The organism is Pseudomonas palmensis (assembly GCF_017848315.1).
Lineage (GTDB): Bacteria > Pseudomonadota > Gammaproteobacteria > Pseudomonadales > Pseudomonadaceae > Aquipseudomonas > Aquipseudomonas palmensis.
In genome coordinates, this window is the sequence record NZ_JAFKEC010000054.1 from 1 (window position 1) to 13,680 (window position 13,680).

Annotated in this window: 12 protein-coding genes and 1 pseudogene; 3 read left to right on the plus strand and 10 right to left on the minus strand. The window is 64.2% G+C overall.

Annotation, left to right across the window (positions count from 1 at the left end; genetic code table 11):
- Window positions 1-645 (plus strand): 4'-phosphopantetheinyl transferase family protein (locus JZZ72_RS22185; protein ID WP_210015159.1); only part of this gene is annotated, 645 nt, incomplete at its 5' end.
- A gap of 9 nt (window positions 646-654) precedes the next feature.
- On the opposite strand, the gene JZZ72_RS22190 is transcribed toward JZZ72_RS22185, so the two are convergent.
- The 4 genes and pseudogenes from JZZ72_RS22190 to JZZ72_RS22200 all read right to left on the minus strand — a co-directional run bounded on the left by JZZ72_RS22190 (window position 655) and on the right by JZZ72_RS22200 (window position 3,510).
- Window positions 655-1,074 (minus strand): (2Fe-2S)-binding protein, encoded by a 420-nt coding sequence (locus JZZ72_RS22190; protein WP_456291243.1) that lies wholly within the window; start codon window positions 1,072-1,074, stop codon window positions 655-657.
- Window positions 1,047-1,164 (minus strand): annotated as a pseudogene (locus tag JZZ72_RS28470) (siderophore-iron reductase FhuF); the annotation flags it as partial. The pseudogene JZZ72_RS28470 and the gene JZZ72_RS22190, both read right to left, overlap by 28 nt.
- Window positions 1,157-2,788, minus strand: a complete 1,632-nt coding sequence (locus JZZ72_RS22195; protein WP_054914710.1) for an ATP-binding protein — start codon at window positions 2,786-2,788, stop codon at window positions 1,157-1,159. The pseudogene JZZ72_RS28470 and the gene JZZ72_RS22195, both read right to left, overlap by 8 nt.
- Window positions 2,785-3,510, minus strand: coding sequence for a response regulator transcription factor (locus JZZ72_RS22200; RefSeq protein WP_043862581.1), 726 nt, complete (start codon window positions 3,508-3,510; stop codon window positions 2,785-2,787). The genes JZZ72_RS22195 and JZZ72_RS22200 overlap by 4 nt, the downstream gene beginning before the upstream one ends.
- Before the next feature lie 728 nt (window positions 3,511-4,238).
- On the opposite strand from JZZ72_RS22200, the gene JZZ72_RS22205 reads away from it, so the two are divergent.
- Both JZZ72_RS22205 and JZZ72_RS22210 read left to right on the plus strand, forming a co-directional pair.
- A complete protein-coding gene (locus JZZ72_RS22205) occupies window positions 4,239-7,127 on the plus strand; it encodes a ribonucleoside-diphosphate reductase subunit alpha (RefSeq protein ID WP_210015161.1) in 2,889 nt (962 codons plus the stop codon).
- 249 nt (window positions 7,128-7,376) lie between these two features.
- Window positions 7,377-8,624: a ribonucleotide-diphosphate reductase subunit beta gene (locus JZZ72_RS22210; protein WP_043862583.1), complete on the plus strand. Its 1,248-nt coding sequence runs from the start codon at window positions 7,377-7,379 to the stop codon at window positions 8,622-8,624.
- 185 nt (window positions 8,625-8,809) lie between these two features.
- On the opposite strand, the gene JZZ72_RS22215 is transcribed toward JZZ72_RS22210, so the two are convergent.
- The 6 genes from JZZ72_RS22215 to JZZ72_RS22240 all read right to left on the minus strand — a co-directional run bounded on the left by JZZ72_RS22215 (window position 8,810) and on the right by JZZ72_RS22240 (window position 13,679).
- A complete protein-coding gene (locus JZZ72_RS22215; RefSeq protein WP_210015162.1) occupies window positions 8,810-9,145 on the minus strand; it encodes a low molecular weight protein tyrosine phosphatase family protein in 336 nt (111 codons plus the stop codon).
- 142 nt (window positions 9,146-9,287) lie between these two features.
- The gene (locus JZZ72_RS22220; protein WP_116052140.1) at window positions 9,288-9,851 is read right to left on the minus strand and encodes a UPF0149 family protein; all 564 of its coding nucleotides are present in this window, start codon (window positions 9,849-9,851) and stop codon (window positions 9,288-9,290) included.
- Window positions 9,852-9,908: 57 nt separating this feature from the next.
- On the minus strand, window positions 9,909-11,105 hold the full coding sequence (locus JZZ72_RS22225; protein WP_210015163.1) for a hypothetical protein: 1,197 nt from the start codon (window positions 11,103-11,105) through the stop codon (window positions 9,909-9,911).
- 9 nt (window positions 11,106-11,114) lie between these two features.
- The gene (locus tag JZZ72_RS22230) at window positions 11,115-12,011 is read right to left on the minus strand and encodes a nitrilase family protein (RefSeq protein WP_210015164.1); all 897 of its coding nucleotides are present in this window, start codon (window positions 12,009-12,011) and stop codon (window positions 11,115-11,117) included.
- 127 nt (window positions 12,012-12,138) lie between these two features.
- The gene (locus JZZ72_RS22235) at window positions 12,139-12,375 is read right to left on the minus strand and encodes a hypothetical protein (protein ID WP_210015165.1); all 237 of its coding nucleotides are present in this window, start codon (window positions 12,373-12,375) and stop codon (window positions 12,139-12,141) included.
- 110 nt (window positions 12,376-12,485) lie between these two features.
- Entirely contained in the window at window positions 12,486-13,679 is a 1,194-nt protein-coding gene (locus tag JZZ72_RS22240) for a hypothetical protein (protein ID WP_210015166.1), read from the minus strand.
- Window position 13,680 lies beyond the last annotated feature (1 nt).

A 13,680-nucleotide genomic window follows, 5' to 3' on the forward strand; every position in this document is an offset into this window, starting at 1 on the left:
GGGCAGGGGCCAGTGGTGCTGGTCAGCTGCGCCTTCGACCCGGCCAACCTCGCCGCCGATGACTTCCGGCGCGCCGCCATCGAACCCACCCCCAGCCTGCAACGCTCGGTGGCCAAGCGTCAGGCCGAGTACCTGGCCGGCCGCGTGTGCGCCCGCGCCGCCCTGCAGCGCCTGGACGGGCGCGACTACCTGCCCGCCACCGGCGACGACCGCGCCCCCCTATGGCCGGCCGGCATCAGCGGCTCGATCACCCACGGCAAGGGCTGGGCGGCCGCCGTGGTGGCCCGCAGCAGCGACTGCCAGGGCCTGGGCCTGGACCAGGAAAACCTGCTGGAGACCGAACGCGCCGAACGCCTGATGGGCGAAATCCTCACTGCCGATGAGCTGCAGCGCATGGACCGCAGCCAGCTGAGCCTGACCACCACGCTGACCTTCTCCCTCAAGGAAAGCCTGTTCAAGGCGCTGTACCCCATAGTGCGCAAGCGCTTCTATTTCGAGCACGCCGAACTGCTGGAGTGGTCCGCCGATGGCCACGCCCGCCTGCGCCTGCTCACCGACCTGTCGCCGCTGTGGTGCCACGGCCGGGAAATCCAGGGGCAGTTCAGCCTGCAGGGCGATCAGCTGCTGAGCCTGGTCAGCGTGTGAGCCGCAGGCTTACAGCGGGCACTGCGCGCAGCGCCCTACCCACTCGACCTTGTAGCTCAGGCAACAGGTGCGCCTGACCCGCCGCCCGTCAGGGGTGTAGCGCACCGCGCCGTACAGCGGGTTGCCGGGCGTATCCAGCAACCGCTGGACCTCGGGCCGCTCACCTGCAATCTGCTCCAGGCAGTCACCGGCATTGCCCCACAACACCGCCGCCGGCACGCTGCCCAGCACGGCCAGTTGCTCGACGATGGCTGGCAGGTGCCGTTCCAGTACCGCCACCACACCGCCCACCGCCGAGGACGTCGACAGGTCGGTTGGCAGGCCGCGCCCATCCAGCGTCACCGCCAGCGCCTGAACCTGCAACGGGGCGCGCCCGACCAGGGCCGCACGCCACAGCACGGCGAAGTAGTACTTGGACCATTGCGACACCAGCACCGGCCGTTGCGCCGGCATCAGCTCGGGGCCGTACAGCCCCAGCAGCAGGGCATCGAAGGCGTCGGGGCGCAACAGCTCAGCGAGCCTCAAGGCCGTCCTCCTGCGCCTGCTCCGCGTCATGCGCGCGTGGCCAGCTCAGGCTGAAGCAGGCACCACCCAGGCGCTCGCTCTTGCCGATCAGGGCGCGCCCGGCATGCCAGTAGATGATCCGCCGCACGATCGACAAGCCCAGCCCGTGCCCGCCAGAGGCGCGGGTACGGCTGTCGTCCAGGCGGGTAAAGGGCGTGAAGATGCGCGACCAGGCGCTTTGCGGCACCCCCGGCCCATCGTCCTCGACGTCGATGCGACAGCGCTGGGCGCCCAGTTGATAGCTCAGGCTGACCTGCGACTCGGCGTGGCGCATCGCATTGCTCACCAGGTTCTGCAGGGCGCGGTGCAGGTAGCGCGGCTCGGCCTCGACCCACGCCCCCTGCTCGCCGCCCTGGCACGGCCCGCGCAGCACCCGCACCTCGCGGCGCAGCGGCGCCAGTTCGGCAATCACCTGGTCGAGCAAGGCGTCCAGGTCGATACGCTGGAAGTTCAGGGCCGGCGCCCCTTGCTCAAGACGTGCGTAGGTGAGCATCTCGTCGACCAGTCGGTCGAGGTCCTGAATGTCGTTGTCCATGCCCAGCAGGTATTTCTCGCGGGCGTGCTCGCTGCTGGCGTTCTCGACCATCTCCAGGCCAAAGCGCAGGCGCGCCACCGGGGTGCGCAGCTCATGGGACACCGCCCGCACCAGTTCGCGCTGCATGTTCAACGATTGCTGCAGGTGCCCGGCCATATGGTTGAACGCCGCGGCCAGGCGCCCCACCGAGTCGGCGTCGTCCGCTGCCACGCGCACGTCCAGGCTACCCTGGGCAATCTGCGTGGCCGCCGCCTCCAGGCCCGACAGACGCCGCTCCAACTGGCGCACCAGCAGGTACACGATCAGGCCGATCAGGCACAGCCCCAGCGCCGCGATCACCAGCAGCATCTGCGGTGGATACGGGTTCATCTGATACAGCGGCCCGATCTCCAGCACCCAGGGCGTGGCCACCATGCCGGCGAACACGCGGATCGAGTTGCCGTCCTTGCCCAGCGCCATCACGGTGTCGCCTTCGTCGACGCGACGGCGCTGGTCGCCGTCCATGTCGGTCTGGTCGAGGCTGAGCAGGCGCAGGTCGAAGCCAAACCCCTTGCTCTGCTTGAGTTCGGCCAGGCGCTGCGGCTGCTCGCCCACCGGGTAACGCACCAGTTCGTCGGCCAGCAGGTAGATGGTGGCGCGGGCCAGTTGCTCGCTGATCTGCTGCACCTCGCCGGTCAGCAACAGGTTCTGCCCGCGCACCTGGCGCAGCACCCGCGCCGCATGGGGGCCGGTGCGCTGCACCAGCACATGCCCGCGTTGCAGGCGGGTGCGCTGGCTGCCGTCGAGGGCGGCCTGATCGATCGAGGCGAGGGCCAGCGGAATGCCCAGCAGGCGCCCCCATATCGCCAGCGCCCGGGTACGCTCCACATCGCTCATGGGGGCCAGGTTGTCGGCCATCAGGGTAAAGGTGCCGTGGGCCAGGCGCTCGCGGTACTGCTCGGCACGCACCTCGTTGAGCAGGTGCAGGCTGAGCGCGCCCAGCAACGCCACCAGCACCAGGGCGGCCAGCATGCCTCCGTAGATGCGCAGGAAGATCGAGTTCATTCAACCAGGCCCAGCGCCTGGGCAGCCTCGCCCACGAACAGGTAGCCTTTGCTGCGCACCGTCTTGATCATGCGCGGGTGGTCGGGGTCGTCGCCTATCTTGGGGCGGATGCGCGAAATGCGCACATCGATGGAGCGGTCCTGGCCGTCATAGCCCACCCCGCGCAGGGAGGTAAAGATCTCTTCGCGGGACAGGATGCGCCCCGCGTTGCTCACCAGCAGCCACAGCAGGTCGAACTCGGCAGCGGTCAGCTCGATGCCGTTGTCGCCAAGCCAGGCTTCGCGCAGGGTGTTGTCCACCCGCAGCGGGCCGAACTGCAGGCTCTGGCGCTCGCCCGTGGTGGCCGGCACCTCGGTGCGACGCAGCAAGGCGTTGATCCGCGCCAGCAACAGGCGCGGGCGCACCGGCTTGCACACGTAATCGTCGGCGCCCAGGTCCAGGCCCTGCACCTGGTCCAGGTCCTCGCTGCGCGCGGTGAGCATCAGGATGACCCCGTTGTACCGCGTGCGCACCTTGCGGCAGATGCTCAGGCCGTCCTCGCCGGGCAGCATCAGGTCGAGGATCACCAGGTCTGGCTGCTCGGCCACGATGCGCGCCGCCGCCTTCGCCCCATCGCCCTCCACCGCCACGTCGAAGCCATTGGCTTGCAGGTAGTCACGGGTCAGCTCGGCTAGACGCTCGTCATCCTCGACGATCAACACCTGACTGTTGGGCTGCTGCACGGATCACCTCGGCTGGGCTTTTTATTGTTGGAGTGAAGCCCTTCAATAAAGGGCAACATTGGCCCGCGATACTACCACTGCCGGGCGCCGGAAAAAGCCGCGCCAAAGTCGCTGGACAAGTGTGTTTTTTGTGATAGGGTTCGCGCCCTCAAAAATGCCCCTGCGACGCTTTGCCCGGGCAAAAAAAGAGTGACGAGCGGTGGAATGGCGGTGGGACGCGGCCTACAAGGCTTTGCCCATAATCACGCACAATCTACCCACACGTTATCCACAGGCCACTGCCTTGCAATACCCCCGATACCGCATTATCTTGTATCCCCAGCGCGACAAAACACTACATGTTGGGTTTTGAACAAAAATCCAAGCACAAGTGGAGCAGAGAACTCAAGCCTTCAGAGGCGCTTTTTTTGCTTGAACTTTGATTGAAATTCGCAGCCAAACCGCTCCTGCGGAAGGCGACCGGTGCAAGCCCGCGACGGGCCTTGTTTCGGGTACGGGTGTTGCAAGTGCAACCCCGTCAGCAACAGTTTTTGGGCCGTGGCCCAGAACCTTTGACTTCGGCCAGGGAGCGGCAAGCGATTGCCCCTTTTTTTCCTGATCTGTCCCGAAGTCGGTAGACCCTGCCCGGCCAGGCGCGCATGCGCCGGTGGGCAAGTTGGCGAGCTTTCGGACGGAACGGTAGGTGCCCAAAAGGCATCTGAACAAACATAGAGAACGTGGAGACACCCATGCAAACCGACACAACTCGCGAGAACCCGCAGGCGCTGGCGCCGCAGGCCGCTGATTCGAACCAGGATCTGGCTGCCACCGCCCCCGGCCAACTGCGCGTGATCAAGCGTAACGGCACTGTCGTCGCCTACACCGACGACAAGATCACCGTGGCCATCACCAAAGCGTTCCTCGCAGTTGAAGGCGGCACCGCTGCCGCCTCGTCGCGCATCCACGACACCGTCGCCCGCCTGACCGAGCAGGTCACCGCCACCTTCAAGCGTCGCATGCCTTCGGGCGGCACCATCCATATCGAAGAGATCCAGGACCAGGTCGAACTGGCCCTGATGCGCGCCGGCGAGCAGAAAGTCGCCCGTGACTACGTGATCTACCGTGACCAGCGTGCCAAGGAGCGTGCCACCCGCACTCCGGCCGACGCCTCGGTACAGCCGCACCCGAGCATCCGCATCAGCCTGGCCGACGGCAGCTTCGCGCCGCTGGACATGAACCGCCTGAACACCATCATCACCGAGGCCTGCGAAGGCCTGGCCGAAGTCGATGGCGAGCTGATCCAGCGCGAAACCCTGAAGAACCTGTACGACGGCGTGGCCATCAAGGACGTCAACACCGCCCTGGTGATGACCGCCCGTACCCTGGTAGAGCGCGAGCCGAACTACTCGTTCGTCACCGCCCGCCTGCTGATGGACACCCTGCGTGCCGAAGGCCTGAGCTTCCTCGAAGTGGCCAACAGCGCCACCCACCACGAAATGGCCGAGCTGTACGCCAAGGCGCTGCCTGCCTACGTGGCCAAGGGCGTGCAGTTCGAACTGCTCAACCCTGCCCTGGCCGACTTCGACCTGGAGCGTCTGGGCAAGGCCATCAACCACGAGCGCGACCAGCAGTTCACCTACCTGGGCCTGCAGACCCTCTACGACCGCTACTTCATCCACAAGGATGGCGTGCGCTTCGAGCTGCCACAGGTGTTCTTCATGCGCGTGGCCATGGGCCTGGCGCTGGAAGAGAAAGACAAGGAAGCCCGTGCGATCGAGTTCTACAACCTGTTGTCGTCGTTCGACTACATGGCCTCGACCCCGACCCTGTTCAACGCCGGCACCCTGCGTCCGCAGCTGTCGAGCTGCTACCTGACCACCGTGCCGGACGACCTGTCGGGCATCTACCACGCGATCCACGACAACGCCATGCTGTCGAAATTCGCCGGTGGCCTGGGCAACGACTGGACCCCTGTGCGTGCACTGGGCTCCTACATCAAGGGCACCAACGGCAAGTCCCAGGGCGTCGTGCCCTTCCTCAAGGTGGTCAACGACACCGCTGTTGCGGTCAACCAGGGCGGCAAGCGCAAGGGCGCGGTCTGTGCCTACCTGGAAACCTGGCACCTGGATATCGAAGAATTCATCGAGCTGCGCAAGAACACCGGTGATGACCGTCGTCGTACCCACGACATGAACACCGCCAACTGGATCCCCGACCTGTTCATGAAGCGTGTCTTCGATGACGGCAAGTGGACCCTGTTCTCGCCAAGCGAAGTACCAGACCTGCACGACCTGACCGGCAAGGCCTTCGAAGAGCGCTACGAGTACTACGAAGCCCTGACCGAGTACAACAAGATCAAGGTGTTCAAGACCGTCCAGGCCAAAGACCTGTGGCGCAAGATGCTGTCGATGCTGTTCGAGACCGGCCACCCGTGGCTGACCTTCAAGGACCCGTGCAACCTGCGTTCGCCGCAGCAGCACGTGGGCGTGGTCCACAGCTCGAACCTGTGCACCGAGATCACCCTGAACACCAACAAGGACGAGATCGCGGTCTGCAACCTGGGCTCGATCAACCTGCCGAACCACATCGTCGACGGCAAGCTGGACACCGCCAAGCTGCAACGCACCGTGAACACTGCCGTGCGCATGCTCGACAACGTGATCGACATCAACTACTACTCCGTGCCGCAGGCGCGCAACTCGAACCTCAAGCACCGCCCTGTGGGCCTGGGCATCATGGGCTTCCAGGACGCGCTGTACCTGCAGCACATCCCGTACGGTTCGGACGCTGCGGTCGAGTTCGCCGACAAGTCGATGGAAGCGGTCAGCTACTACGCGATCCAGGCCTCCTGCGACCTGGCCGATGAGCGTGGCGCCTACGAGACGTTCCAGGGTTCGCTGTGGTCCAAGGGCATCCTGCCGCTGGACTCGCAACAGATCCTGATCGAGCAACGTGGCCAGCAGTACATCGATGTCGACCTGAACGAGAGCCTGGACTGGGCACCGGTACGTGCCCGTGTGCAGAAAGGCATTCGCAACTCGAACATCATGGCCATCGCACCGACCGCGACCATCGCCAACATCACCGGCGTTTCGCAGTCGATCGAGCCGACCTACCAGAACCTGTACGTGAAATCGAACCTGTCGGGCGAGTTCACCGTGATCAACCCGTACCTGGTCCACGACCTGAAGGCCCGCGGCCTGTGGGACTCGGTCATGATCAACGACCTGAAGTACTACGATGGTTCGGTGCAGCAGATCGAGCGTATTCCGCAGGAGCTCAAGGACCTGTACGCCACCGCGTTCGAAGTCGAGACCAAATGGATCGTCGATGCAGCCAGCCGTCGCCAGAAGTGGATCGACCAGGCCCAGTCGCTGAACCTGTACATTGCCGGCGCCTCGGGCAAGAAGCTGGACGTGACCTACCGCATGGCCTGGTACCGTGGCCTGAAAACCACCTACTACCTCCGTGCCCTGGCCGCCACCAGCACCGAGAAGTCGACCATCAGCACCGGCAAGCTCAACGCCGTGTCCAGCGGTGGCGACAGCGCCCCGGTCCAGGCAGCAGCGCCAGCCGGCCCTGCCCCAGTGCCAAAAGCCTGCGCGATCGACGAGCCAGACTGCGAAGCCTGCCAGTAAGGCCTGAAGGCGCCGCTTGCAAGCGGCGCCTTGCGCCTACCCTGTAGGCGCTGGCCTTGCCAGCGAAGAGGTCGGCACAACCACCGGCCTCTATCGCCGAACACCCAGGTGCGGGTCACCCCGCCCTCCCCGAGGGGCTGCGCCCCCGGAAGCATTCCAAGATTTTGCGTGCACACCTTAACCGCGAGCAGCGCAACCCTAGATCCAACCGGCCATACTCTTTCATGGCCCTCAAGCAGGAGACCCATCATGCTGAGCTGGGACGAATTCGAAAACGAAGACGGCGAAGTCGCCGCCAAAGGTCAAACCGCCTCTCAGGTGGCTGAAGCGGGCATCGACAAGCTCGACAGCGCTGGCGGTGTGGCCGCGCAGGAAGCCCGTGCAGTGACCGCCGCCGACTCCGACGCGGTCAAGCGCGCCAAGGCGGCCCTGGACGATCTCGACATCGCCGAAGGCCTGGCCGAGCTGGAAGGCTCTGCTGCCCGTGTAGCGGTCGACGAGAAGCGCATGATCAACTGCCGCGCCGACCTCAACCAGCTGGTACCGTTCAAATACGACTGGGCCTGGCAGAAGTACCTGGATGGCTGTGCCAACCACTGGATGCCGCAAGAGGTCAACATGACCGCGGACATCGCCCTGTGGAAGACCCCCGAAGGCCTGACCGACGACGAGCGTCGCATCGTCATGCGCAACCTGGGCTTCTTCTCCACCGCCGACTCGCTGGTTGCCAACAACCTGGCACTGGCCGTGTACCGCTTGATCACCAACCCCGAGTGCCGCCAGTACATCCTGCGCCAGGCGTTCGAAGAGGCGATCCACACCCACGCGTACCAGTACTGCATCGAATCGCTGGGCATGGATGAAGGCGAGATCTTCAACATGTACCACGAGATCCCTTCGGTCGCGAAAAAGGCCGCCTGGGGCCTGCGCTACACCCGTGCCATCTCGGACCCGGAGTTCGACACCGGCACCGTCGAGACCGACAAGGAGCTGCTGCGCAACCTGATCGCCTACTACTGCGTACTCGAAGGCATCTTCTTCTACTGCGGCTTCACCCAGATCCTGTCGATGGGTCGTCGCAACAAGATGACCGGCGTTGCCGAGCAGTTCCAGTACATCCTGCGTGACGAGTCGATGCACCTGAACTTCGGTATCGACGTGATCAACCAGATCAAGATCGAAAACCCGCACCTGTGGGATGCCGAGATGAAGGAAGAGGCCTCGCAGATGATCCTGCAGGGTACTCAGCTGGAAATCGAATACGCACGCGACACCATGCCACGCGGCGTGCTGGGCATGAACGCGGCGATGATGGAGGACTACCTCAAGTTCATCGCCAACCGTCGCCTGTCGCAGATCGGCCTGAAGGAAGAGTACCCAGGTACCACCAACCCGTTCCCATGGATGAGCGAAATCATGGACTTGAAGAAAGAGAAGAACTTCTTCGAGACGCGGGTTATCGAGTATCAGACTGGCGGCGCGTTGAGCTGGGATTGATTTCCCGCGCGTGGATGCTGCAAAAAGAGGCTGCCGCAAGGCGGCCTTTTTTGTGCCTGGCTTTTTTCAGAGGTTTTCGCATGCTGTTGGTCGCTGCGCCTGCTGGCGTCAGTCAGCCAGGGTCACGCTGGAACCCGGTAGGAGCCAGCCTTGCTGGCGAAGAGGCCAGCAGACCTTGCGCACTACTACAGTTGATCCGGCAAAAACTGCGGCACCCTGGCCTTCAACAGTTCAACCAACTCCGGCGCCATGAACCCATAGTCGTCCGGGATGCCCAGGCAAACGATGCGCTTGTCGCCCAGCACCGAGCGGAATCGCGCCGACAGTATCTTGCGGTGCGCCTGTTCCATCACGATCACCAGGTCTGCCCACGCCAGCAACTCGTTGCCCACCGGCACGTCCGCATCATTGCCCACACCGGCAGAGGCCGTCTCCACCCCCGGCCAGTCGGCAAACACCTGTTCAGCCGTGGGGCTGCGCAAGCGGTTCTGAGTACACACGAACAGTACATGCAGTGTCATTGATTACCTGGAATTACAACAAGATTAGGGTTGGCAGACAGCCCATCGCGGGGCAAGCCCGCTCCCACAGGAGGGCGCAAACACTTTGTGGGAGCGGGCTTGACCCGCGATGGCGTCGGCAAATCAGAGGGTCGCGCGATGGCTACCCGCGTTGCGAATCGAAAAACCGATACAACGCCCGCAAACCGATCACGACGGCCTCGACCGAAGCCGCATGCTCCTGCGGCTGCAACGCCTCGACTTTTTCGATGTTCTCGTCCAGCCCATGCAGCGCAATCGCCTCCAGGTGCCGCACCTGCACCGGCGGCAGCGCCGGCCAGCGCGCTACCTGCACACCCCGCAAATAGCCGAAGCACCACTCCTCCACCACCACCTGCGGATCAGGCTCGGACTCGTCTTCGAGAAACAACGGTTCGAAGGCATCACACGCCTCACTGAGCTCGCCCGCCACGTTGTTCATGTAGCGCATCAACAACGCCGAAAACGCCTCGGCCTCGGCCGGCTTCTTGAACCGCGGCGCTCTGCCGCCGGTCACTTCGGGCAGCCATTCGTTGGGCGTCAACAACACGGGCGAACTGGCCAGCGCCACCAGAAAGCCATCCAGCTCCGAGAGCGTGAGGATGGCTTCATCGTTACCGTACTTGAGCAGAAAACCATCAAGACGGGTCATTTCCTTATCGTTCAAAGGCTGTACAAAAGCTGTCATGGCATAGCCTCAAGGCGGGATCCTGCCGTAACACTACATCACCCCGCCCTTCAGCGCTTACCCGGCGCCCGTCAGCCACCCCACAAGTGGCAGGATCATCAGCGTGCAGGCAGCCATCGACAGCACGTTGCCAATGTACCCATGCAGATGGCTGGGCAGGCGCTGGCTGATTGCGACCGCCAATGGCGGTGCCATCACCGCGCCCAGGCCGGCGCTGAGCACCACTACCTCCCACGTGCCACCCAATGTCAGCACCGCCGCCGGCACCACGGACACGATCGGGATGTAGGTCGGGTACCACCCCCGCTGTATCCATTGCCTGCGCCACAACAGCACGCCGATCAGCGACGCCAGCGCCTGCCCGCCCACCATCTCCAGCACCAGCTGGGAGCCGTAGGCCGGCCCGGCCGGCGACAGCAGGTAGGCCGCCAGCACGCCGAGCAACAAGCCCAGGCTGGCCAGCTCATTGCCGAAGAACGGCGCCTCGCTGAAGTCGGCCAGCACCCGTCGCAGCGTCCAGCCAACGCCGTGGTGCGGTGTCGCTCTCTCGACGACCGGTGCCGGTGGCGGCGCATCGACAGGCGGCGTCGAGCGCACCAGGCCTGCAAACCGCCGGCACAGCATGAACGCCAGCACGCTCGCCACGGCCATGCCGCCAACATTGCCGATCACCACCGGCAAGCCCAGTGGGTAGCACAGGTAGTTGACCAGCAGCAGGCTCGCTGGCGTCACCAGCAGTGCACCCAGCAACGCGCCATTGATCGCGACCTTCCAGCCGCCGCCGAACAGCAGCACCATCGCCGCCGGCAGCGAGACGAACGCGACGAAGGTGGGTTGCCAGGTGCTGGCGCTGAGCGTCCAGCCCCACAGCACATGGCTGAACACCAGCCCCAGCAGCGAACTGGTCACCAGCCAGGGCCACAACCCGGTGCCATAGCAGATCGCAAAGCCCTGCCATGCCCGGCCCGTGCGGTGTGCCCAATGGGCCAGCGCGGCGCCCAGCAGCAACCCGATCGCCGGCAGCTCATGCTTGTAAAACGCTACCTCGCTGATATCGCCGACGATCCAGCGCAACCGCGCCAGCGGCTCGTGCAGGTTGGCGACCATGTGCGCGTAATCGGGCCATACCCCGACCCAGGATGCCGCACGCCCGCTGATGACCTCGATGAACACCCCGGTGCCCAGCGACACACACACGCACATCAGCAGCAAAGGCAGAAAGCCTGCCTCCACCTTGTCGATTGACTTGTCCATGGCGACTCCTCAGCGCGGCAGCGCTGGATGCTGGTCATAACCCAGCATCGCGCCATAGCAATCGGTGCGACGGTCCCGTGGCAGGTCATTCAGGCTGTTCCAGACCGGCGCGCTGCGTGCAGTGCTGAGGTCGACATCGGCATACAGGATGCACTCGTCCTCGGCGCCCCCCACCTTGCCCAACGGCCAGCCATTGGTGCCCGCGATCAGCGAACACCCCAGAAAACGCCCGCCACGCTCGCTGCCGATGCGGTTGGCGGCGGCAATGTAGACATTGTTGACGTGGGCCGCAGTGATGGTGAGGTACGATGCCATGCACCTGCCGCTGGCATCGAACAACGGGGGCGGTGTCCACACCCAGTTGTTCAGGCTGCAGATGATGTCTGCACCCTGCAACGCAAGCAGGCGTGGCACCTCGGGAAACCATACGTCCCAGCAGATCATCAGGCCGATCCGGCCGATCGGGGTTTCAAACACCGGAAAGCCCAGATCACCGGGGCTGAACCAGAGCTTTTCCTGGTTCCACAGGTGTGCCTTGCGGTAATGCCCCAGCAGGCCGTCGGGGCCGAACAGCACCGCGCTGTCATACAGCTTGAGGCCATCGCGCTCGGCAAATCCTGCCACCAGGTACACCTGATGCTCCCGGGCGAAGGCGCGCCAGGTCTTGATGCTGGGACCTTCATCGAGGGTTTCGGCATGCGCATAGGCTTCTGCTCGGGTCTCGAAGGTGTAGCCGGTGTTGGCAAGCTCGGGCAGCACGATCAGGTTGGCGCCGTCATGCATCGCCTCTTCGGCGAGCTGCAGACCTTTGCACAAGTTGTTGTCGCACTGGTCCAGCCCGACCTGAGGGTCGAACTGGATCACGGCAATACGCACGGGGCTGACCGGGACAGAGGGTGCAGGCATGGAAGTGTCCTTTTTGTTGTTCGAGTTGTCGTTTGGAGGCTTTCCAGTGGACAAAACAACCCTCAAGAGGGACAAGTCGGCCCCTTCCGACAATGCTGCAAGGCCGCTCTGCGCCTGTAGGAAAGGCCTACCAGGACGCCTGGGGCTGAATGCGATAGTGCGGATAGACCGCCATGCTGAAACCGCCGTTGAACAGTGCCCCGGTGTCGTTGCACAGGTTGATCGCTGCATCGATCGCGGTACGCAGGCAGGGCTCGGTCCAGCCTGCCACCGAGGCATAGCGGTCGTTGTAGCGGCAGGCATAAACACCGTGGATAAAGCTGTCAGTAACCAGAACTTGCGTGATGGCCTGATTACGTTGCAAAAAATTTTCTGCAACGGCTTATACGCCTTGCAACGGGTTCCCCTGGCGCCGTCCTTTACGCGTCGATGAAGTCGCTGCCGGCTGCAGCGGTGCTACATAGTTGAACGCCCTCACTCCGGCAGTTCGAGCGCCACTCCACCTGCATGCTGCCTCACGATCCGATACGGCAGCACCGCCCAGCCCCCCCCCCGACAATGGCGCTGCACGCTGTCGAACACCGGGTCGAACTGGATGCCTTCGGGGGTAAAGCGCCATGTGGGCATCTGCCACACCTGCGCCTGTGCATAATCGCAGCCGTCCTCGCCCACCTCGCCCAACATGTGCTGCGGATAAAGCTGCTTGAGCTGCTCCAGCAACCACGGCGCAAAGGTGCGCGAGCGGTAGTCCACATAGGCACCGAAACTCACGGTGGCGAACTGCTCGGGGTTGGGGCCAGGCTGGTACTCGTAGTGAAACGGCTTGCCCTCGCCCACCCACAGCACATCGTCCAGGGTCAGCTCCTTGCCCGACTCCACCGCCAGGTTGAGCGGCGCATCGGTGGGCAGCATCGGCGTGCCGTCGCAGCTGTAGTCCTGCACGATGCTGACACTGAGCAGCGCATTGCTCATGAACCGCGGCGTCACCGTCTGCCGGTAGTACCCGCCAGGGCGCCCCAGCAGCATGCACTGGTGGTAGGCCACCACATCACTGGACAGGCGCGCGCGCAGCAACTGGTTGAGGCGTGTGAGCTGCTGCGCAGGGTAACCGTCCTCGATCACGAACAGGCTTATCCCCGAGGACGGCTCGCTCAGCCAGCGCAGCGGGTAGCCTTGAAAGTGTTCAAGCTCGCCCGGCTTCAACGGCAGTTGCATCAGCCTCAGGTATTCATAGGGTGAGTCGGTGTACTGGCGGGCCAGGAACGGATCGGCACCCGACGGTACCTGCGGCAGTCGTGCCGGCAGCAGCGTGATCGGCAGGCGTTTGCCCTGGGGGCTTTGCCACTCACCTTGCAGGCCGCCCTGGGCAGCCGGCCACAGCGCGAGTGTTGGCAGCGAGTCGATGCCTGCCTCCGGGGCCGGCTCATGCCCCTCCACCAGTTGAATCCGCGTGCCCTGGATGCTGCCGGTGAGCTGCAGGTCGTGGTGATGCTCCACGTAGAAGTAACGCCCGCTGACATCCTCGGGCACGGCGCGGTCGAGCTCCAGCACGATCGACTGGGTACCCAGGGTACCGGTGAACACGTCGCTGTCCAAGCCCGCCTGGGCGGGCATGGCTGCGGTCAAGGCCTGCGCGGCCAGCAGTGCGACGCAACATCCATGTTTCATG